Source organism: Legionella antarctica (assembly GCF_011764505.1).
Taxonomy (GTDB): Bacteria; Pseudomonadota; Gammaproteobacteria; order Legionellales; family Legionellaceae; genus Legionella; species Legionella antarctica.
The window spans coordinates 441,534-462,615 of sequence record NZ_AP022839.1; the positions used below are offsets into that span (position 1 = coordinate 441,534).

A 21,082-nucleotide genomic window follows, 5' to 3' on the forward strand; every position below is an offset into this window, starting at 1 on the left:
AATAGGCACTATAGCACAGAGAGATAAAGTTATGCCACTTAATGGGATTGGGAAATAATACTTTAAATTGATAAGATGAACTTTTTAATACAGGTAGCTTGAATAAGCGTTACTTGGTGAGGTTATGTACAACTTAGACCTGTAGATTTATCTTGATTGAAAAGCTGAAGAGATGAGGGGTATTTGATGGTGAGGGTGTTAATCCATTTTTTTTGTCGTTATTTTGGTTTATCCTAGGCCTCAGGCTGATAAATGTCATGGGTTTATTTTTTAAGGAAGAGTGATGAACAAAACAATGAATTGTTTCTTCTTTTCTATTGCCTTCTTGGTTAGTACCAAAGGCGTTACAACGAGTGAGCCATTTAAAAAATGGATGTTAACCAGTTATGAGTTATTTCCTGGTAAAGCACTCATGCTGAGGAACTCGCTACCTAACACCATTACCTCACTATGTCATATGAATGTTGTTTCAAGCCAGAGTCATAATATTTTAATCAAAGTCCTAAGTGGGAGCGGTCAAATCAATGGCACCAGTGTAGCTAAAGGGCAAACTTTAGTGCAGACGGTTCAGAATATGCAGGTTATTCCTGTTACTGCCAATTCAGGAGCAAAAGCTGAGTTGACTAATCTGGGACCATATACAGTAACTGCTTCTTGCGGCTAAAATTAAAAAATACAGAGTATCGGCGTTATCGATTAAATAATCTTATACTCAGGTTTGCTATGAATTGTATGCGAGCGATCAGACATGAATGTTATTCTGCTTTATCTTTTGGGAATTTATATAACATTCATTTTAACTCTGCTTCGGATAATGCCAGCTAAACCCCCAGCTCCCGACGCATTGACTCATGATGCAATCACCACCATTTTAAAAAGTTTGGGACATCCAGAGTTTGAGGGAGTGTGTTATGGTTTTACTCTTAATTGGGCACTGGCAGCTGCCACTCATAAGGAAAAATTATTTTATCGTCAAATCCACCTTCTCAGAGTCCATCAAACAAATCTTCCTGCTGCCATAAAGCGAGTGCAAGATAAAAAACTACATAATAAATTTTTGACAGCAGACGAGAAAATCATCGAAACCCTGCCTGCATTATGTAAACGCATCTGTGTTGCCCAAGAGCCGTTAGATTATAAAAAAAAATATCGCAAACTCGTTTGGCAATCTGATGTATCGACTATTTTGGCCACAATCAGTTCCGCACCAGCCAGGCCCAAACAAATTTTCTATAAAACCCATACATTTGCTTCCAGGAAGGAGGCAGAGGCTTATTTCAATCTATTGAAAAACATAGGAATTAATAGCAAGATAGCCGTGATGATTAGCTCGGATGATCATGCCATGGGATTTAGGCGTTCCGGCAATTTATGGCGATTTATCAATATCAATGATTTATATGAACAACAGGTCAAACAACCTTATTTTATGTTCACCTCAAAACAATTGGTGAATGAACTGTATCGGGTGAGTACTTCAGAGCCAGCAATACAAAGACTTACGGTGAGTACCGATTTTATTGCCTTAAAATATGATGGTCAATTGTTCCAATTATTACTCAACGTATTTCCATCCTATCCCGTGAAGTCTAGGATTTCCTACCCTGAAAAAATATCGTTTTTTACGATGGCCGCTTTACAAGGTGATGTTTCAACCGTGAAAAAATGTCTGAATGCTGGTTGGTCGATTTCTTTAAATTGCAAGATAAGCGATCACTCACCTCTATTGACTGCTGTACAGCATGGCCGACGGGAAGTAGTTAAGGAAATGATTTCATTAACTCATTACCGCATTAATCAACGGCGCAAAAAAGATGGGGCTACCTTGCTTCACATAGTCTGTAAATTCGGAGGTACAGATATGGTGGAAGATGTGTTGAAGATTAAGGAGATTGATATTAACTCCCGGGATAAGAAGGGAAGAACTCCTCTAATGATTATCTGTAAATCAACAATTATTACTAGTGAATCCAAACTGTTTGAACTATTGCTGGGCAAAGGTGCCTCACTTCGTATTAGAGATAAAGAAGGGCGTACTGCTTTGGAGCATGCTGTTAAGTACAACAATAAGGTTGCCATCAAAGCGATCCAGACTCAACTTAAAGAGAAAATAAGCGTTTCCAAAGCAGCTTTTTTTAATCAAATGCATCAAAAATTCTCCGTTACCAACTCTATTGGGCACCATCCGAATGAACAGGACTATGATCAAAATGGCTGTTGTACACCTGCTAAAAACATCAGTTTGATGCATTTAGCTTCCTCTAGGAACCTGATATGATGCCGATGAATAATTTTATTAGATAAGGATCTCTATGGAAATACAATCTAACACTCTATTGAAGGACTAATAATGACTAGGCCCGCACGATTCTCTTATTCCTTTCTATTGCGCAAGCCTCTGTAGATTTTAAGTTTGGCCTTATTTGCAATCTAGTATGCCTACCTCACTATGTGGGCAAAGTATAGGCCGATAAGTTTTAAAAGCTGATTAAGAATAATGTAGTATTTGCCTATTTTTTATGCGATTATTAAGATTTACTTAAGCTTGTTTCTATATAATAAGCATTTGATCTGATAAAGACTGTATTGAAGGAATGAAATGAGTAATAAAAAACACTCACTTACAATTTTTAGCTTGACTATGATTACAGTCGGTTCTGTGGACAGTATCCGTAATTTGCCCGCCACGGCTTTATTTGGTAGCCAATTAATATTTTATTTTGTTTTAGGCGCCTTATTTTTCTTAATTCCTACGGCTTTAGTCTCAGCCGAGCTGGCTTCAGGTTGGGCAAAGCAAGGTGGTATCTATATTTGGGTAAAAGAAGCTTTCGGGAAGAAATCTGGTTTTTTAGCCATTTGGCTGCAATGGATTGAAAATGTGATTTGGTATCCGACAATATTATCTTTTGTTGCTGGAACAATTGGTTATTTGATAAATCCTGCTTTAACCAGTAACCCCTATTTTCTTTGGGCTGTTATTGTCAGTTGTTTTTGGGGGGCAACCGCTCTTAATTTACGTGGTATGAGTTCTTCAGCCCTCTTTAGCAATGTCTGTTCTTTAGCCGGTTTATTATTGCCTATGTCCCTGATTATTGGTTTAGGCGTGGCATGGATTACCCAGGGTAATCCCTTGCAAATTCAATTTGACATCCCAAGCATTGTTCCCCACTTGGCCGATAAATCGGTGTGGGTGTCGTTAACTGCAATTATCATGTCTTTTTGTGGAATAGAAATAGCTACGGTACATGCTAATGATGTCAAAAATCCTCAGCATGCTTTTCCAAGGGCCTTAATTTATTCTGTAGGTATTATTTTAAGTACCTTGATTCTTGGTTCTTTGGCCATTGCTGTGGTTTTACCCGGAAAAGATATCAATTTAGTCGCGGGAATTATGCAGGCTTTTGAAGCATTTTTTACTAGTTACCACATGCATTGGATGATGCCCGTTGTGGCTGTAATGTTGGTATTAGGGGGGCTTGGAGGGGTGAGTAACTGGATTATTGCTCCTACAAAGGGGTTATTAGTCGCGGCTGAAGATGGTAATTTACCTGAGGTTTTCCAGCGTACAAATGCTAAAGGCGCACCGGTGATGATGTTGGTAACCCAAGCAATGATTGTTACCATATTGTCAGCTTTATTTTTATTTATGCCCAGTGTTAATGGATCGTATTGGTTATTAACTGCTTTAGCAGCGCAATTGTATATGCTGATGTATTTTATTATGTTTATTGCGGCAATTAAATTGCGACTAAGCCAACCCAATCATATCCGGGCATTTAAAATTCCTGGAGGAATGCCAGGCATGTTATTTGTAGCGGGCATCGGTATTGTGGGTGTGGTTTCTACTTTAGCAGTTAGTTTTATTCCACCAGAAGGTATTAATGTAGGAAGCACTGCTCGTTATGAATTGACTTTAATTGTAGGCTTAATATTGATGTGCTCCCCTCCATTTATCAGTGCCTGGTTAAAATCAAGAAATACTGCTCTGGAACCCGCGACTTAATATATTAATTCAACAGACAGGGCTGTCAACAACTCATGAATGACCTATGAATTACATTAATGAACAGTTAGCGGAGTTAACTTCGCGCTTACCAGAACTGGAATGGAAAATCAGTGGATTAAGTTCATTAATCTCAAGGCAGAGTGTACCTAGAGGTTTATTTCGTTCGAGTAATGAGCTAACTGCCACCGTCTGTGTTGATGAAATTAAAACGGATATTAATGCATTAGCTCACCAGAAAAATGAGCGTAGCGCCCATTATCTTGCCAATCGTATCAAACAAAAGGTAAATGTTTTAGTAGCTCTATGTCAAATAGAAAGTCGAAAAAATAAGGTAGGGGATAAGCCACATTTTGGCGTAAAAATGCTTAGTACACGGCAGCAATGGATAGAAACCCTTGAAAGGGAGGTGTCTGTTCTGGAGAATCAGCAACAAGCAATTGCAAAAGCTTTATCTCAGATGAAACAGGGCAGTAATGCTGCGGCAATTTTAAGTGTACAGGGTGAGTTGGGTGAAGTTCAAAGACGATTAACATTAGCAAAAGAGGCATTAAATCAAGCCATTTGCTAAGAGACGGAAAGAAAGAGCAAACAAAAGCCTGCTCATTCACCAATTGTCCTTTTGTAGAATATAATAATACGTTAAATTAACGTGAGTTATGGATAAGGAACTCAGATTTTACCATGCTCCGTTCGGCCTGAGGAGGGCTTTAGCCCGTCTCGAAGGCTAGGCACTGGGCCAAAACCCTTCGAGACGTCGCTAAAGCGACTCCTCAGGGCGAACGGATCGAGGTAGTGACTGGGTTTAATAAGCTTCTTATCCATAACTGAAGTTAAATTAGGAACGCTAATTTCATTAATCAACAAGGAGCTTACGTTATGTCAGATAAATTTTCTCATATCACCAAGGATATAAGTACCCAATTAGCTAAAATGCGCAAGGAAATGCCCGAGGTTATGGCTGGTTTTTCTGCTTTATCACAAGCGGTAAACAAAGAGGGAGCATTAGATAAAAAAACCAAAGAGCTTATTGCTATGGCTTTAGCTGTTTCTAAACAATGCCCTGGCTGTATCGGCTTTCATTCCCAAGCTCTGATTAAATTACAAGCGACAAGAGAAGAACTACTGGAAACATTAGGTATGGCTGTGTATATGGGGGGTGGTCCTTCTTTGATGTATGCAGCAGAAGCTTTGGAAGCTTTTGAAGAGTTCAGTAAGTAGTTGGTTGGTGGTAAAACGTCAGTTAATAGGAGTAATCTCGCAGTCTTGGTTTAAGCGAGCCCAAGACTGCCGAATAAGATGAGATATTTATTTACCTAATAAGGAGCTGACATGAGCTACTTGATTGCTGCTATTTTGACATGAATATCGTTTACTGACTCCCAACCAGGCTATTTGGGACACCGTCATTTTATCTTTATCACTTTGCTGACTGGAGATTTCTTTGTAGGTTTGTTGAATCAACTCATTTAGGTTCGCCGAATTCAGCTGCGTTCCCGCTGGCAAACAAAAAATGGGCTTTCCTAGGCTTTTGGCAGTTTCGTTAGCTTGTATCATTGTCTCTGCAATGCTTTCGCAGGTTATTGTAAGCACATGATGAGCTGATCTGGCCCATGCTTGAGCTTGTGGATCCGCTTTGATCTCCATTTGTGGAATATTATTCGCGATACTCATGTAATTATTAATGGTATCGGCATGCAGAAAGCTACAAAATGAAATTAAACTGAGCAATAACAAGCGCATAATGAATCCTTAAAGTCTCAAATGGATACTTAAAAATAATATTGAGCAGGGTTATCAGGACAAGTATATGGTCCACATAATATGAATGTACTGACTCCATTCACAAGAATCAAGAAAAGAAATAAAGCAACTAATCCCTTGAACCAAGTATTTTGGATTTTATATTCAATATTAAAATCCTAATAGATGTAGTCTTCCTTGTTTGTTCATAGATTTACCAAATGACTGTGACAGTTGAACTGTAAAGAGAAAAAACAAGGCAATAAGGAATTGCAATGGGATGGTTTTACTGGGCTTAAAAATTATTTGTAAGCCAATCATAAAACAAAACAACATTTATACACTCATTAACATGTATGCTCCCTTTCCTTTAGGAATTGAAAATCCCAACCATGGTTGGTTGTATCCATTTTTTTCATGCTCATCAGTTCAGCAGACTATTAAATCCCATGAGGCTGAATCAGTCCTAATTTAAACGCAATAAATAAAAAAATAAATAAACTCAGTGAAATAGTTATTCTTATAGTTAATGCTTTAACCGTTCGTTTTGAGTTTCCCGTATCTCGAACAAGAAAAAACAAGCCACTTGCCAGGGAGCCTGCGATAATAATCATGATAAAAATGATGAACAGCTTAGTGATCATTTGTTATACTCCTCAAATTGCTACCCTCAGTCAGGAGCTAGCTAACTTACAGAGCAATGAATAGACGATGCCTAGTTTAACTTGTTTTAATTTTCGTTTCACCCCAAATTGGTTAATGATTATACTCACAGGGGTATTTATTTCGTTATTTATACGCCTGGGTTTTTGGCAAATACAACGAGCTGATGAAAAAACAAAGATGGTTGTGGCTGAGAAGGCTCTCGCCAAGAAACAGCCTCTAGTTTGGAAACCAAATCAAAAATTACCAATGCAATACCAAAGGATCACATTACAAGGTACTTATTTGTCATCAATTTTTTTGCTTGATAATCAGCATCATCAACACCAGTTTGGTTATGATGTATTGTCACCGTTGCTCCTTGCAGAGGGCTCAGTTGTTATGGTTGATCGGGGGTGGATACCTGGAGATACCACAAGGCAATCTTTTCCTGCAATTCAAAGACCGAGTGGACTAGTGCAATTGAAGGGTAGTGCTTATTTTCCCAGCAAAAAACAATGGGTTTTAGGGCCGGGGCTTGAAGAAAAAGAAAATGGGATTACTATTCTTGAGCTTTTGGACACAAAAATGATAAGCCAAATTTTGCAAAAAAAGGTCTATCCGTTTATTATTCGTCTCGGTAAGCAAGACGCATATGGATTTGTGCGTGAATGGGCGATAGTATCCATGCCACCGCAACGTCATTTAGCCTATGCGCTACAATGGTTTGCAATGGCATTGGTTATTTTGATTATATTCGTTGCATTAAATCTGAAGAAAAAAACATGAAGAAACAAGTATCTAAATATTATATTTTATTGCTCTTGGCTACAATGTTCGCCGCCCCTGGAGTGGCTGCTTACTTATTATACCAACACCCAACCTGGATAGGTGCTACCAAAGTAAATAAAGGGACTTTGCTCACCCCACCAGTTCCGTTAATCTCTATGAGTAATAAAACAAAATGGCAGCTCGTACTTTGGAGTCCGGGTGCATGTAACCAGAGTTGCCAGAAGCAACTTGATATGTTGGCAAGAGTACGCCTGGCTTTGGGGCGTAAATTGTATCAGGTTGATCAACAGTTGATTCTAGGTGATGAGCTTAATTCAATAACCGATAAAATGAAGTCAGTGTTCCAAGAGCGAGATTTCAATGTAGTTCAATTATCAGCAGACGATATGAAGAAGTTAAATACCATATCCCCTGGCACAAAAATTTTTATTGCGAATCCCGATAATTACCTGATTCTAAGTTATCAGTCGCAGGTCAATCCAGATGACATATATAAAGATCTGAAGCTTTTACTAAGTACAACTGAAAAGAAGAGTGGTTAAATTGATGCAGAACAATTCAATACGTAGAGCGGCAACGATTGCCATTCTATTGGCTTTATTTGTAGTGATGCTTGGAGCTTATACTCGTTTAACTGACGCAGGTCTAGGTTGTCCCGATTGGCCTGGCTGTTATGGAAAAATGGTACTCCCGGGTGCTCATACTGGTCTGCAGGAAGCTCAATCAAAATTTCCCCAGATTCCTATTGAATCGCGAAAAGCATGGACAGAAATGGCGCATCGTTATGCCGCAGGTACTTTAGGACTCTTAATTTTTTTTATTGGTTTTAGTGTACTACGAAAAGGTTTTCAAGGGGTTCAGCTACCTTGGCATTTGCCTGTAGCTTTATTGATACTAGTGGTTTTTCAGGCTGCTTTAGGAATGTGGACGGTAACTTTAAAACTGTTACCAGTGGTGGTGATGGGACATCTTTTAGGGGGAATATTAATTTTCGCCTGCTTAAGTCGATTCCGTTTACAACTGAGCAATATTTTAGGACAGAACTTACCTCAGTGGCGGCCATGGCTAAGATTAGGTGTCCTTATTGTTTTCTTTCAAATTGCATTAGGTGGTTGGGTAAGCTCAAATTATGCCGGCATCTCTTGCATTGGATTTCCTTTGTGTAATGGCGTTTGGTTTCCCGAACTGCAGTTTACCAAGGGGTTTAATCTATTTTCATCAGTTGGTGCCAATTATCAAGGTGGATTGCTGGATAATGAAGTTCGGGTCACTATTCAATTCATCCATCGCATTGGAGCAGTTTTGACTGCATGCTACGTTCTGACCCTTTCCTCGCTCATTGTATTGAAAGCACACTCAAAATATTTAAGAGCAGCAGCTTGGTTATTAGCTCTATTAGCGGTGGTGCAATTTATATTAGGCGTGATGAATGTGATTTATTTATTACCCATAAAAGTGGCCGTCGCTCACAATGGAATAGCGGCGCTCTTACTAGCTGTCATTTTCAGCATGTTGCATTTTACTCGAGGAGAGCAGAAGCATGCCTATTGAAATGGTTTCGCGCTTACCGGTTGACTGGCGCGATTATATAGAGCTTTGTAAACCTCGAGTTGTTTTGCTGATGCTATTGACTGTAGTAGTTGGAATGTATTTAGCAACATCAGGCTGGATAGATTTATCTCTAATTAGTTTTACATTGATAGGTATAGGATTATGTGCCGGGAGTGCCGCGGCAATTAATCATTTAGTTGATAGACACATCGATTCTATTATGGCCCGAACTAAAAAAAGGCCAGTGGCTCATGGTAGAGTTTCAGTTATCCAAGCTCTATGGTTCGCCCTGATATTAGGGATTATAGGTTTAACGATCTTGGTTGTTTTCGTAAACAAACTGACAGCTTTGCTTACTTTTGTCACTTTAATCGGATATGCTGGTGTTTATACCGGGTATTTAAAGCGAGCTACGTCACAAAATATTGTCATCGGTGGATTAGCAGGTGCCGCTCCACCATTATTAGGTTGGACTGCAGTTACCAATCATTTGGATCCCCAGGCTTTACTCCTGGTATTGATTATTTTTACCTGGACACCACCTCATTTTTGGGCCTTGGCGATTTATCGTTTTGAAGAGTACCAGCATGCACAAATTCCCATGTTACCTGTGACCCATGGCATCCAATATACGAAATTAAATGTTTATTTATACACTATTTTATTGATAGTAGTTAGCGCTCTGCCATTTACTGTTGGTATGAGTGGCTGGTTTTATCTGGCCGGTGCTTTAGGACTGGGTTTCAGATTTTTGTTTTGGGCACATAAACTATATCATACAGATAAACCGGTAATTGCCATGCGAACTTTTAGATTTTCAATTGTGTATCTGATGTTATTATTTGTATTCCTGTTAGTAGATCATTATTTGTAAGGAGATTTAGAATGAGTATAAAAATAAAGGGTGTTACTTTAACCGTTACCATTTTATTGGCCCTTGCTGGATTATTTGCGGGTATTTTTTTGTCACAACATCTTCATTTTAAGAAAAAAATAGACCCCGCAGTATTTCATGGGACATATCTTGAAAATCCTCGGACGGTAAATCAATTCAGTTTGACGGGTATCGATCAAAAACCATTTGATAACTCCAGCTTACAAGGCCGCTGGACTTTAGTCTTTTTCGGGTTTACAAATTGTGGCTATTTATGTCCTACTACTATGGCGGAAATAGGTAAGATGTATCGCATTCTTGATGAGAAAGGGCTTAAAAATTTACCCCGTGTGGTAATGATATCTATCGATCCGGATCGAGATAGCCTGGAGAAATTAGATCATTATGTTACTTCCTTCCATCCTGCTTTTTATGGAGCCAGCGGCGAAGAAGATGCAATTAAGTTAATGACCCGAGAAATGGGTATCGCTTATGGGAAGGTAGCTAATAAAGACAGTACAGATCCCCAAAACTATGATGTTCAGCATAGTGGTGCTTTAATGTTATTTAATCCACAAGGTGAATTAAATGCGTTCTTTACTACCCCGCACCATGCTGATTTATTGGCTAAGGACTATTTGTTACTGGTTTCTTAGCTTCGTTCATCACGACTTTATTTAGATTGATTCATCAGTAAAGTTGGGTACGCTTATAATTCTTTACATGCTTTGTTATTAAACTCCTTTATTTCGATAAAGTGGGATGAGATTTTATACTTTTTAAACTAGGCTTTACTTAGAGATAGAAATAATAATTGAGGAACTATTCATTCATGAAAATTGCAATATTAGCCACTAACCCACATTTGTATTCGCATAAGCGTCTGAAAGCCGAAGGGGAAGCGGCTGGCTATGAGGTTAAAATTATTAACCCTTTGTATTGTTATATGAATGTCGCCGCTTCCAATCCCAAGGTTCATTACCGGGGAGGTGCTCCTTTGCCTTATTTTGATGCAGTGATACCAAGAATTGGCGCCTCAACTACCTACTATGGCACCGCTGTATTGCGTCATATGGAAACCATGGGGATTTATACTGTAAACGAGTCTATTGCTATATCGCGCTCAAGGGATAAATTTCGTTCGTTACAACTGTTGGCGCGCAAAGGCATCCCTATGCCTTTAACCAGTTTTGCCCAATCTCCGGATGATACAGAAGATTTGATTCATATGGTTGGCGGGGCACCGTTGGTGATAAAACTTTTGGAAGGAACCCAAGGGAAAGGGGTGATTCTTGCAGACAGCCATCAATCTGCTGTTAGCATTATTAATGCCTTTAAAGAAATGCATGCTAATATTTTAGTTCAAGAATTTATTGAGGAATCAAGAGGAACTGATATTCGTTGTTTTGTAATTGGTGACAAAGTTATTGCGGCAGTGAAACGCCAGGCAAAAGATGGCGAGTTCCGGGCCAACGTTCATCAAGGTGGTAAAGCAATGAAAGTAAAACTGTCGCCTCAAGAACGAGCTATTGCTATTAGTGCTGCTAAAACCATGGGATTAAAAGTTGCTGGAGTGGATTTGATTCGATCAAATCATGGTCCCTTAGTTTTAGAGATTAACTCTTCACCGGGCCTTGAGGGTATAGAAAAGGCAACGGGTATTAATATAGCTGGAAAAATTATTGAATATATTAAAAAAAATGCAAAACCGATTAGTCTCAATCATCGCTTTCACGGATAACGCTTTAGTGGGCATCTGATTTAGAGTCCGTTTTACCTAATAACCAATCAGCATTAACCTCTAACTCCTGAGCTAAAACAGTTAATAATGTCGCATCCGGAGTAGTGCTGCCATTAAGTAGCGCTTCTGCTTTAAATTTAGGGACTTTAATGAGCTTTGAAAGAACCTCTATTCGTTCTGCAGTGGTTTCTGGAGCCCCGATGCTATCCAGTTCTTTATTTAGTCGTTCTGAAAACCGTTTATTAAGCATCTGTTGCTCCTAAAATGATCTTGAGTTTAAGGTCATAACGAAATAAATACATATTATTTGATATAGCATAAAAATGGAGTTTTGCAATGTTCCTTTTTTGGTAACTGTTACGGGAGAGCATAAGGTTAATATGCTGCAGTGATGTTATGGTATTGAGTATGGATAAGATGAACGATAAAAGAACTTAAAGTAATAAATACCCCTAAACCTAAGCTCAGATAGAGAGAATGGAGATAATTTATGTTGTTTAGTTCACCAATTCTCGAAGGAAGTATCGATTCGTCTATACGGCTAAGAAGATAGGCGATAATAACCAGACCATAGAAATAGGGTGAGTAGATGGTTAATTTGTATATAATCGAATGCATGGAACTACTTTCAATATAACCAAGAGGAAAATTAATAAGAAATAAAGAAAGTACCCATGGCAACACCACGTTATTTGATCTTAATTTGTCGTGATTAAATGACTGCCAGATTATGGTAAGGGGCATGATCAGCAATGAAAAATAGTAAAGCCACCCTAGTGGGCTCATTAGTAACATCATGACCAGCGTCAGGCAAAATGCGCGATGATCTGATTGAGGATTGGATTTTGTTGTTTTTCTAAAGAAATTTATCGTATAACCATACCAAATAGATAAAATAATAAAAAAGAGAAGAAAAATTATCTTGATCATCTCCAAATTCTGATACGACTTAATATTTACAAAAAGACGAAATATAAATCCATAAAGAGATCCATTCCAATTATCCCCAAACCATAACATACGAGTCAGCATGTTAAAATAAAGAGAGTAAAGTTCGGGCCTATCGAACAATGGCAAAAGAGATGCCAATACAGAACAGATGGCGGTGATAAAAAAAACCAGGTATCTTTTTTGACTCAGCATAAATATAAAAAGTAACGCGGGGAATAATTTTATTGCAATAATAACGCCCCAAAATATCCCCGTAATGCAATCCTGTTTTTGCAGGTAAAAATAATAACCGGCCATGACAAAAAACAATAAAAAACCGCCGATTTGTCCAATACCAGTATTCATCACAGTGGAATACATCCCTAAATAAACAAATACTAAGAATAGTCGGTTTTTTTTGAAGAACTCCTCAGAACAAGACAGCTTGAAACACAATAACGCTCCTATATTGCCGAAAATAAGAGAGCAGAGGAACCAAAGTGAAGAGGCCCATTTAAAATTCAGGTATGTAAAAGGACTAAATAGTTGCAAGAAGAAGGGGGGATTTAAATTTGCAGGCAATTTAATCGGTATTAGAAAATAGGAGGCTACTATTGAGTGATAAGGATTAGTTCCTTGGGTATATGCTAGAGCAGAGGCATAAAAAGAAGAAAAGTCCATTCTAAGCTGTGCTGTCAATAAAAAATAAAAAAGTAAACCATACATCGATAAAAATATAACTGACAAGATTATTTTTTTTGCAACGTTATTCATGATTTTAGACTTACAGAAGAGATTAGGTTGGTAATATACAAGGGCTCACCTAGTACTGCAGACATGAAGTACTTTTGAAAAAAAGCCGGAGACTTTAAGGCGCATTCATCTGCCAATGAGTATAAAAACAGCGGCAGCTAAAGCAACGATACCAATAACTGCAGAGGGTATAAGTGCACCCAGGGCAATAAATGCTACCAGAACTAAGTAGACTGCAAGAAGTATAAAACCAATGTTATTAATTACTCTCATCTAATCATCCTTGAAAAACTCTAAATTTATTGGTTCTATAAGAGCAATTATTATGCGCTATAGTATGATACCTTACCTTGTTTTGAAAAAATGAGCAAAATAAAATATTGGATATCTATGAGGTATGACAAATAAGAATCATTTAGCCAAATAAAAAACTTGTTTGAAATTTTTGTTGAAATTTGTAAATTTGATTGACGCTTAATTAGGGTCATGTAAAATCGAAACAGTTTTGTTATAAAATGTTTTTTTTCATATTAATAATGTTGTTTTCAGGGCGCTCAAAAACACAGTAATTAAGGTTGGAGTTAACGGAACAAAGAATGTTTAGGATAAAACATGCTCGAAAAAGCAGTCTCCAAATATCCCTGTGATATTATCTTGTTCGGCACTTTGGGTGATCTATCCTGTCGTAAATTATTGCCCGCGCTATATCAATTGGAATATGCTCAACTTCTGCATCAAGATACCCGAGTTATTGGATGTGCTCGAGAAGATTTAACTCAATTTGCCTTTCTTGATTTGCTTCAATCTAAAGTTCAAAGTTTTTTATCAGAGCCGATTGATGAAACCGTTTGGTTACGTTTTATCGCTAAAGTGACCTACCGCCAATTGGATTTGACTCAGTTTGATGATTATCAAAAATTAGCTGAGTATGCTAATCCTGCTGAGCGGATAGTGATTTCTTATTTTGCAATTCCTGCTTTTTTATATGCTCAGGTTTGTCTGGGTATTTCTCAGGTGGGTTTAAATAAGCAACCTGCCCGTGTTGTTTTGGAGAAACCTATTGGTCATGATCTGGCATCTTCAAAAGAAATTAATAATCAGGTGGCACATTTTTATTCTGAAGATCAGATCTATCGTATTGATCATTATCTTGGCAAAGAAACGGTATTGAATCTTTTAGTACTTCGCTTTGCTAATTTAATCTTTTCCTCAAATTGGGATAACCAATTTATTGATAAGGTAAAGATAACTGTTGCTGAAGAAATTGGTGTTGAAGGACGTTGGAATTACTATGATCAATCGGGTCAAGTCAGAGATATGCTGCAAAATCATTTATTACAAATCCTGTCTCTAGTTGCGATGGAGCCTCCGTTGGATCTCTCTGCAGAAAGCATCCGTAGTGAAAAGTTAAAAGTACTCAAATCATTGCGTATGATTAGTAAGGCTAATATTCAGGATCACGCGGTGCGCGCTCAATATGCAGGTAACGTAATAAAAGGTAAGATAATTCCCGGATATTTGGAAGAAAAGGGAGCGAATCAAGGTTCAAAGACCGAAACTTTTGTTGCCATTAAAGCATATATCGATAATTGGCGGTGGTCTGGCGTTCCCTTTTATTTATTAACCGGTAAAAGACTGGAAAAAAAGCAGAGCGAAGTGGTGATTTATTTTAAATCACAGCCTCATAATATTTTTGCTCACATCAAAAAAGAATTATCTCCCAATCAATTAATTATTCGCTTACAACCCGATGAGGGACTTGGAGTAAAAATTATCAATAAAACTCCAGGACTAGGTGAACGAATGGAGTTGCGGGAATCTAAGTTAGATTTGAATTTTAATCACCTGTCTCATGCCTTGAGAAGTCCTGATGCCTATGAGCGATTACTTTTAGAAATCATGTTAGGAAACCAGTATTTATTTGTAAGTCGAGATGAAATAGAGCAGGCATGGACATGGATCGACAGTATAAAAACTGCATGGGAAGTTGAGCAATCCCCTCTGTACACTTATGAGTCTGGAGCATGGGGGCCAGTGGAAGCCCTTCGTTTATTGAGTGAGGAGGAATATGCAGGGGATGAGCAAAATGCAATTTCATAGCTTTGGTGATGCCCAGATATTAAACAGTATTTTGGCTGAACAAATTAAAGAAATTTTAGAAAAAGCCGTGAACCAGCGAGGGCAGGCATATCTGGTGGTATCGGGAGGAAAAACTCCTGTTGATTTATTTGGAATTTTAGCAAAAAAAAAGCTGCCGTGGGATAAAGTTACAATTACCGTAGCTGATGAGCGTTGTGTTGGTGCTGACGATATCGACCGGAACGAACTTTTGGTTAAGCATTTTTTATTACAACATGAAGCAAAAGGGGCAAAATTTCTTAGCTTGTATGACGAGCACACACACCCTGCCGATAGTCTAAAAAAGACAGCCGGTGTCATAGCTTCGTTACCTATTTTTGATGCAGTAATTTTAGGGATGGGAGAAGATGGTCATACCGCTTCATTATTTCCCTGTAGTAATGAGTTAGCTCAAGGTCTGGATGATAACAGCGAGGCGGTGCTTTACGTTACTCCCCAAACGGCTCTTCATCAACGAGTGAGCTTATCAAAAAAACGACTACTTGATAGTCGTATTATTTTTTTACATCTGGTCGGTCAGAAAAAACGTTCTGTTTTTAATCAAGCATTGGCAGAGGGTAATCCGATGTTCATGCCCGTGAGTGCCATTTTAAATAATCAGAATACAAATGTGCAGGTGATGTATGCACCATCGTGAGGAATAAGTATGCACCCAGTTGTAGCCCAGGTTACAGATAATATCAGTAACCGCAGTAAGGAAAACAGATTATTATATTTAGAACATCTTGCGAAAGCGCGAGTGAAAGGCCCTCAGCGGGGTAGTCTTCATTGCGGTAATCTGGCTCATGGATTTGCAGCGTGTACCAAACAGGATAAACTCAATTTACGTGGTGAAGTCAAAGCAAATATCGCTATTATTTCTGCTTATAACGAGATGTTATCAGCACATCAACCTTATCTCGCCTTTCCGGAGTTGATCAAAGAAGCAATATATAAAGCTGGAGGTGTTGCCCAATTTGCTGCTGGTGTTCCAGCTATGTGCGATGGTATTACTCAGGGTCAACCTGGGATGGAGTTAAGTTTATTAAGTCGTGATGTCATTGCTATGTCAGTGGCTATTGGTTTGTCTCATAATATGTTTGATGGCGGCTTGATGCTTGGTATTTGTGATAAAATCGTTCCCGGTTTACTAATGGCGGCACTGAGTTTTGGCCATTTGCCCTTCATTTTTGTTCCAGCAGGTCCTATGCCTTCAGGCATATCCAATCAAGAAAAAGCTCGAGTTCGTCAATTGTATGCCGAAGGTAAAGTTGATAAAAACGCATTATTAGATGTAGAGGCTGCATCGTATCACTCTGCAGGAACTTGTACCTTTTATGGTACAGCAAATTCAAATCAATTAATAATTGAAATCATGGGATTACAATTACCAGGTTCTTCCTTTATTAATCCCAATACCTCCCTTCGGGATGAGTTAACCAAAGCTGCCGCACGCCAGGTTCTTTCTTTAACTGATTTAACCAGCGGTTATATGCCAATTGGTCAGATGATTGAGGCAAAAAGTATTGTGAACGGTATTGTTGGTCTCCTGGCGTCAGGAGGATCAACCAATCACACGATGCATCTTATCGCTATAGCAGCCAGAGCCGGATACTCTGTTAATTGGGATGATTTCTCCCAATTATCAGCAGTAACCCCGTTGATTACTAAAATTTATCCCAATGGACAGGCTGATATTAACTATTTCCAAAGAGCTGGCGGTATGGCCTATTTTATTCGAACCCTATTGGAAGCAGGATTATTACATCAGGATGTGAATACTGTTATGGGCTTTGGTTTGGATAAATACACGCAGCAACCCCTGTTAGATAATAATAACCTGGTCTGGGTTGAGGGGCCTGTTGCCTCTAGTAATCCAGATGTTTTAACCTCAGTTTTGACCCCCTTTAAACAGCAGGGGGGATTGCAAGTATTAAGCGGTAATATTGGTCGAGCGGTAATTAAAACTTCTGGACTTGCTGCGGGCAAAGATGTGATTGAAGCACCAGCCGTTGTCTGTGCCAGCCAGACTGAGTTTGAACAGATGTTCCAAGCGGGATTGCTGGATAAGAATTGTGTTGTTGTTGTTCGTTTTCAGGGACCGAAGGCCTGTGGTATGCCCGAGCTTCATCAATTAACCCCCAAAATTGGGGTGCTTATGGACAGAGGATATCAAGTTGCTTTGGTAACGGATGGTCGCATGTCTGGCGCATCAGGAAAAATTCCTGCTGCAATTCATGTTACCCCAGAAGCATTAGATGGTGGTTTAATTGCCAAAATTGAACAAGACGATATGATTTTAATAGACAGTGTTCGAGGCATTCTACAGGTTTTAGTTTCCGAGGATGAATTGGCAAAACGTAACTGTGCAACAATTCAGAGTGTGGTCCATGGGTATGGAATGGGGCGTGAACTTTTTAGTAGTTTAAGAACTCACTTCAGTGGGGCAGAACAGGGCGCATGTAGTTTATTTATGGGGAAAGAGTCTTATTATGATGGATTATAAGATGCCGCACTATGCCATTGTCGCTGACATTGGAGGAACTTTTGCTCGTTTTAGTCGTGTGAACCTGGACAATTTACACTTGGATAAAATTGAAATTTATCCCTGCTCGGAGTTTATTAGTCTTGAATCTGTTTTAATGACCTATCAAACGCAGCATTTGTTGCAAGATGTCAGACAAGTTGCCATTGCTATCGCTTGTCCTGTGATTAATGATGTTGTTTGTATGACTAACTGCCACTGGCGTTTTTCTATTCAAGCGTTACAGCATCGCCTTGGCTTATCTAAATTAGCAGTTATTAATGACTTTACAGCAATTGCCATGAGTCTGCCTGCTTTGGAAAATCATGAAGTGATTCAAATAGGAAATGGACACGCAGATGTAAGTAAAACCAAGGTTGTTTTAGGTGCTGGAACTGGTTTGGGTGTGGCTTATCTCCTTCCGGAAAAGCAAGGTTACAAATCTTATGCGGGAGAAGGGGGGCATGCAGATTGGGGCGCGAAAACAGAACAAGAGTGGTTTATTTATTCTTATTTAAAAACTACATACGATCATATCTCCCATGAAAGGCTACTCTCAGGGCAGGGATTAGAAAATTTATATCAGGCAATAGCGGCCTTTCACAAGAAGGGAGTAGACCCATTATCCGCAGCACAGATTATTTCTTTAGCAAAGCAACAATGCCCTATTGCCCAAGCCAGCATAGGACAATTTTTTGCAAGTTTAGGGGCTTATGCAGGTGATTTAGCGTTAACCTTAGGCGCATTTGGAGGTATTTATATTGCTGGGGGCATTGTGCCACGCTTACTTTCTCTTATTCAACAAAGTGATTTTAGAGCTCGATTTGAGAGTAAAGGACGTTTTAGTGATTTTAATAGATTGATTCCAACTTATGTCGTTACAGCAAAGCAGCCTGGAATACTAGGTGCTGCGGTATATTTAAAACAATCCTTGGTGGGAGAATTTGATGTCGTTTCCTGATTGGAGCTTGCAACCTGCGACAGTTTTTTCTACTTCGCCTGTAATACCAGTTATTGTGATAAAGGATTTGGCGCATACCATACCCTTAGCTACAGCTCTATTGGCTGGTGGAATCAACGTTCTTGAAGTAACTCTGAGAACAGCTATAGCTTTAGATGCTGTAAAATTACTTACTCGAACATTTCCTCAAGCATTAGTTGGGGTGGGTACCGTGTCAACTCCTGACCAATTACAACAGGCTATTGATGTTGGGGCAAAATTTGCAATTAGTCCTGGCCAAACTAATGCTTTATTAAAAGCAGGACTTGAAGGAGACATTCCTCTGATCCCAGGAATAGCCAGCGTTTCAGAGTTGATGGCGGGTTTGAGTTTAGGTTATACCCATTTTAAATTTTTTCCGGCTGCAGCAGCTGGTGGAGTGCAGATGTTAAGGGCAATGTACGGCCCTTTTCCCCAAGCAAGATTTTGTCCAACTGGCGGTATTAATGAAGAAAATTATAGGGATTATTTAGCATTACCAAATGTATCTTGTGTTGGGGGATCATGGATAGTTCCTGATGAAGCACTAAATAAAGAAAATTGGCCATTAATCTCAACATTAAGTCAGTCGGTACAAAAAGAATTACCCAATATTCGGTAGTTGAATTAATTGAGAAGTAAAAGTAGAGCGATTCTAATCAAGGAGTGAGCCATGGCATGGATAGTAGCGATAATTGGGTCTGTCGCAGGGTTTTTATTTGGTTACGATGAAGGCATTATTGCAGGCTCATTAGATCTGGTTAAAAATCATTTCGATCTGACGGCAACCCATATTGGAGTTATGGCATCTGCTTTACCTTTCGGTGCTTTATTTGGCTCTATGCTGATTGGGGCATTTATGGCCTCACACGGTGTTAAACGTTTTGGCCGAAGATCATTATTGTCCTTTGCAGGCTTTCTATTTTTCTTTGGGGCATTAGGTGCCGGTTTTGCTGACTCAATACTAATATTGATCGCATCAAGGCTAATTCTTGGTCTTGCTATTGGGATGGCCTCGGTGCTAACTCCCTTGTACTTAGCTGAAACAGCAACTATCGAAGCTCGAGGAGCTGTAGTTGCTATTTATCAATTGGCAATGACTATAGGTATCGTTTGCTCTTATTCAATGAACTATCTTCTTATTGAGCATCATGCCTGGCGGACTATGTTTGCTTCGAGCGCATTGCCTGCGTTGATTTTAAGTATTGGCATTTTATTAATGCCTGAATCACCAAGATGGTTATGCAGCATCGGGCGACATGATGAGGCAGTTAAATCGTTAAAAAAATTACGTAAGAGTCAGTCGGTGGAACATGAATTGCAGGATATTGAAATGACCTTGGCTAATGAACCTAAGAAAGGTAGTTGGCTCTTGTTATTCAAAAAACCCTTATTGCCAGTACTGATGCTTGGAATGGCATTGTTTTGCCTACAACAATTAAGCGGGATAAATGTGACAGGGCTATGCAGTTGACTAACCCAACCACTATATATAGTATTCGGCCACATGAATATCTACCCCAAAAATGTGGTTGAACTGATGGATCTTTTTCCAACTGAAGAAGCTTGTTTAGAATATTTAAGCCTTATTCGTTGGCCTGATGGCTATGTGTGCATGCGTTGCGATGGAAAGGATGTTTGTAAAATGAGCAGCGGGTTATACCGTTGCCAAACGTGTCGGTATGCCGGATCAGTCATTTCTGGAACGCTTTTTCAAGATACACACAAACCTCTTCGGCTATGGTTTCAAGCCATCTGGTATGTAGTGAGCCAAAAAAACGGCGTTAGTGCACTTGGGCTGCAGAAGGCACTTGGACTGGGTAGTTATCACACGGCTTGGGAGTGGTTACATAAACTTCGTAGAGCTATGGTGCGGCCTGGTCGTGATAAGTTGAGTGGTATTGTTGAAGTAAATGAAACCATGATTGGTGGCGAGCACGCAGGCACACGGGGTCGTGGTGCGGGCGGTAAAACATTAGTGTTGATAGCAGCAGAAGACACAGGCGGTGGCATTGGACGCATTAGGCTTTCTACTATCAGTGATGCATCCGGTGGCGTATTGACCGACACTATTCAGAAAATGGTTTCACTAGGCAGTACAATCCGAACAGATGGCTGGAGTGGATACAGTGGTTTGAGCAGTAACGGGTATACACATTTGTCGATTAGTAATAATAACGTGAAAGAGACCGATGCAATTCAGATTGCTCATCGTGTTGCGTCGTTACTTAAACGCTGGTTGGTTGGCACACACCATGGTGCTATTAACCACAAGAATTTACCCTACTACCTTGATGAATTTACGTTTCGATTTAATCGAAGGACATCCACATCAAGAGGTAAGCTTTTTTTGCGATTAATACAGCAGGCGCTTGAAATTGATCCAGTGCCAGCAAAATCGCTAAACACTATATGTAGTGGTTAGGTTAGTA

The 21,082-nt window shown here is 39.2% G+C and carries 22 protein-coding genes and 1 pseudogene; 18 read left to right on the forward strand and 5 right to left on the reverse strand.

The window, feature by feature from the left end:
* Nucleotides 1–283 precede the first annotated feature (283 nt).
* The 5 genes from HRS36_RS02270 (at nucleotide 284) to HRS36_RS02290 (ending at nucleotide 5,224) form a co-directional block, all read left to right on the forward strand.
* Nucleotides 284–664 carry a hypothetical protein gene (locus tag HRS36_RS02270; protein WP_173236069.1) on the forward strand — a complete coding sequence of 127 codons (381 nt, stop codon included), beginning with the start codon at nucleotides 284–286 and terminating at the stop codon, nucleotides 662–664.
* A gap of 84 nt (nucleotides 665–748) precedes the next feature.
* Complete coding sequence (gene ankG / locus HRS36_RS02275) at nucleotides 749–2,278, forward strand: Dot/Icm T4SS effector AnkG/AnkZ/LegA7 (protein ID WP_173236070.1); 1,530 nt, start codon at nucleotides 749–751, stop codon at nucleotides 2,276–2,278.
* Between the two features lie 321 nt (nucleotides 2,279–2,599).
* Nucleotides 2,600–4,003: an APC family permease gene (locus HRS36_RS02280; RefSeq protein ID WP_173236071.1), complete on the forward strand. Its 1,404-nt coding sequence runs from the start codon at nucleotides 2,600–2,602 to the stop codon at nucleotides 4,001–4,003.
* A gap of 46 nt (nucleotides 4,004–4,049) precedes the next feature.
* Entirely contained in the window at nucleotides 4,050–4,574 is a 525-nt protein-coding gene (gene priC / locus HRS36_RS02285) for a primosomal replication protein PriC (RefSeq protein ID WP_173236072.1), read from the forward strand.
* A 308-nt stretch (nucleotides 4,575–4,882) separates the two neighbouring features.
* Nucleotides 4,883–5,224, forward strand: a complete 342-nt coding sequence (locus HRS36_RS02290; protein ID WP_173236073.1) for a carboxymuconolactone decarboxylase family protein — start codon at nucleotides 4,883–4,885, stop codon at nucleotides 5,222–5,224.
* A gap of 87 nt (nucleotides 5,225–5,311) precedes the next feature.
* Here the strand turns inward: HRS36_RS02290 and HRS36_RS02295 are convergent, their stop codons facing one another.
* Nucleotides 5,312–5,746, reverse strand: a complete 435-nt coding sequence (locus tag HRS36_RS02295) for a phosphatase (RefSeq protein ID WP_173236074.1) — start codon at nucleotides 5,744–5,746, stop codon at nucleotides 5,312–5,314.
* A 440-nt stretch (nucleotides 5,747–6,186) separates the two neighbouring features.
* Entirely contained in the window at nucleotides 6,187–6,390 is a 204-nt protein-coding gene (locus HRS36_RS02300; protein ID WP_173236075.1) for a twin transmembrane helix small protein, read from the reverse strand.
* A gap of 67 nt (nucleotides 6,391–6,457) precedes the next feature.
* Here HRS36_RS02300 and HRS36_RS02305 point away from each other — a divergent pair, with 67 nt between their 5' ends.
* The 6 genes from HRS36_RS02305 (at nucleotide 6,458) to rimK (ending at nucleotide 11,346) form a co-directional block, all read left to right on the forward strand.
* Entirely contained in the window at nucleotides 6,458–7,177 is a 720-nt protein-coding gene (locus HRS36_RS02305) for an SURF1 family protein (RefSeq protein WP_173236076.1), read from the forward strand.
* The gene (locus HRS36_RS02310; RefSeq protein WP_173236077.1) at nucleotides 7,174–7,722 is read left to right on the forward strand and encodes a hypothetical protein; all 549 of its coding nucleotides are present in this window, start codon (nucleotides 7,174–7,176) and stop codon (nucleotides 7,720–7,722) included. Before HRS36_RS02305 ends, HRS36_RS02310 begins: the two co-directional genes overlap by 4 nt.
* A 4-nt stretch (nucleotides 7,723–7,726) precedes the next feature.
* Nucleotides 7,727–8,731: a COX15/CtaA family protein gene (locus tag HRS36_RS02315; protein ID WP_173238418.1), complete on the forward strand. Its 1,005-nt coding sequence runs from the start codon at nucleotides 7,727–7,729 to the stop codon at nucleotides 8,729–8,731.
* Nucleotides 8,721–9,605 (forward strand): heme o synthase, encoded by an 885-nt coding sequence (gene cyoE, locus HRS36_RS02320; protein WP_173236078.1) that lies wholly within the window; start codon nucleotides 8,721–8,723, stop codon nucleotides 9,603–9,605. The genes HRS36_RS02315 and cyoE overlap by 11 nt, the downstream gene beginning before the upstream one ends.
* A gap of 11 nt (nucleotides 9,606–9,616) precedes the next feature.
* Nucleotides 9,617–10,261: an SCO family protein gene (locus HRS36_RS02325; RefSeq protein WP_173236079.1), complete on the forward strand. Its 645-nt coding sequence runs from the start codon at nucleotides 9,617–9,619 to the stop codon at nucleotides 10,259–10,261.
* Nucleotides 10,262–10,437: 176 nt separating this feature from the next.
* The gene (gene rimK, locus HRS36_RS02330) at nucleotides 10,438–11,346 is read left to right on the forward strand and encodes a 30S ribosomal protein S6--L-glutamate ligase (protein ID WP_173236080.1); all 909 of its coding nucleotides are present in this window, start codon (nucleotides 10,438–10,440) and stop codon (nucleotides 11,344–11,346) included.
* A 4-nt stretch (nucleotides 11,347–11,350) separates the two neighbouring features.
* Here rimK and HRS36_RS02335 read toward each other — a convergent pair whose 3' ends face one another.
* From HRS36_RS02335 to HRS36_RS02345, 3 genes are all read right to left on the reverse strand, one after another.
* Nucleotides 11,351–11,596 carry a hypothetical protein gene (locus HRS36_RS02335; protein WP_173236081.1) on the reverse strand — a complete coding sequence of 82 codons (246 nt, stop codon included), beginning with the start codon at nucleotides 11,594–11,596 and terminating at the stop codon, nucleotides 11,351–11,353.
* Between the two features lie 125 nt (nucleotides 11,597–11,721).
* Entirely contained in the window at nucleotides 11,722–13,050 is a 1,329-nt protein-coding gene (locus tag HRS36_RS02340) for a glycosyltransferase 87 family protein (RefSeq protein WP_173236082.1), read from the reverse strand.
* Between the two features lie 105 nt (nucleotides 13,051–13,155).
* Complete coding sequence (locus tag HRS36_RS02345) at nucleotides 13,156–13,302, reverse strand: hypothetical protein (protein ID WP_173236083.1); 147 nt, start codon at nucleotides 13,300–13,302, stop codon at nucleotides 13,156–13,158.
* Between the two features lie 339 nt (nucleotides 13,303–13,641).
* Between HRS36_RS02345 and zwf the strand changes: the two genes are divergently transcribed.
* The 7 genes and pseudogenes from zwf to HRS36_RS02380 all read left to right on the forward strand — a co-directional run bounded on the left by zwf (nucleotide 13,642) and on the right by HRS36_RS02380 (nucleotide 21,075).
* Entirely contained in the window at nucleotides 13,642–15,129 is a 1,488-nt protein-coding gene (gene zwf / locus HRS36_RS02350) for a glucose-6-phosphate dehydrogenase (RefSeq protein ID WP_173236084.1), read from the forward strand.
* Nucleotides 15,116–15,805 (forward strand): 6-phosphogluconolactonase, encoded by a 690-nt coding sequence (pgl, locus tag HRS36_RS02355; RefSeq protein ID WP_173236085.1) that lies wholly within the window; start codon nucleotides 15,116–15,118, stop codon nucleotides 15,803–15,805. The genes zwf and pgl overlap by 14 nt, the downstream gene beginning before the upstream one ends.
* 9 nt (nucleotides 15,806–15,814) lie before the next feature.
* Entirely contained in the window at nucleotides 15,815–17,653 is a 1,839-nt protein-coding gene (edd, locus tag HRS36_RS02360; protein ID WP_173236086.1) for a phosphogluconate dehydratase, read from the forward strand.
* Nucleotides 17,640–18,632 carry a glucokinase gene (gene glk / locus HRS36_RS02365; protein ID WP_173236087.1) on the forward strand — a complete coding sequence of 331 codons (993 nt, stop codon included), beginning with the start codon at nucleotides 17,640–17,642 and terminating at the stop codon, nucleotides 18,630–18,632. The genes edd and glk overlap by 14 nt, the downstream gene beginning before the upstream one ends.
* Nucleotides 18,619–19,272 (forward strand): bifunctional 4-hydroxy-2-oxoglutarate aldolase/2-dehydro-3-deoxy-phosphogluconate aldolase, encoded by a 654-nt coding sequence (locus tag HRS36_RS02370; protein WP_173236088.1) that lies wholly within the window; start codon nucleotides 18,619–18,621, stop codon nucleotides 19,270–19,272. Before glk ends, HRS36_RS02370 begins: the two co-directional genes overlap by 14 nt.
* Before the next feature lie 51 nt (nucleotides 19,273–19,323).
* Nucleotides 19,324–20,106 (forward strand): annotated as a pseudogene (locus HRS36_RS02375) (MFS transporter); the annotation flags it as partial.
* 51 nt (nucleotides 20,107–20,157) lie between these two features.
* Nucleotides 20,158–21,075 carry an IS1595 family transposase gene (locus HRS36_RS02380; protein ID WP_173235413.1) on the forward strand — a complete coding sequence of 306 codons (918 nt, stop codon included), beginning with the start codon at nucleotides 20,158–20,160 and terminating at the stop codon, nucleotides 21,073–21,075.
* Nucleotides 21,076–21,082: the final 7 nt, after the last annotated feature.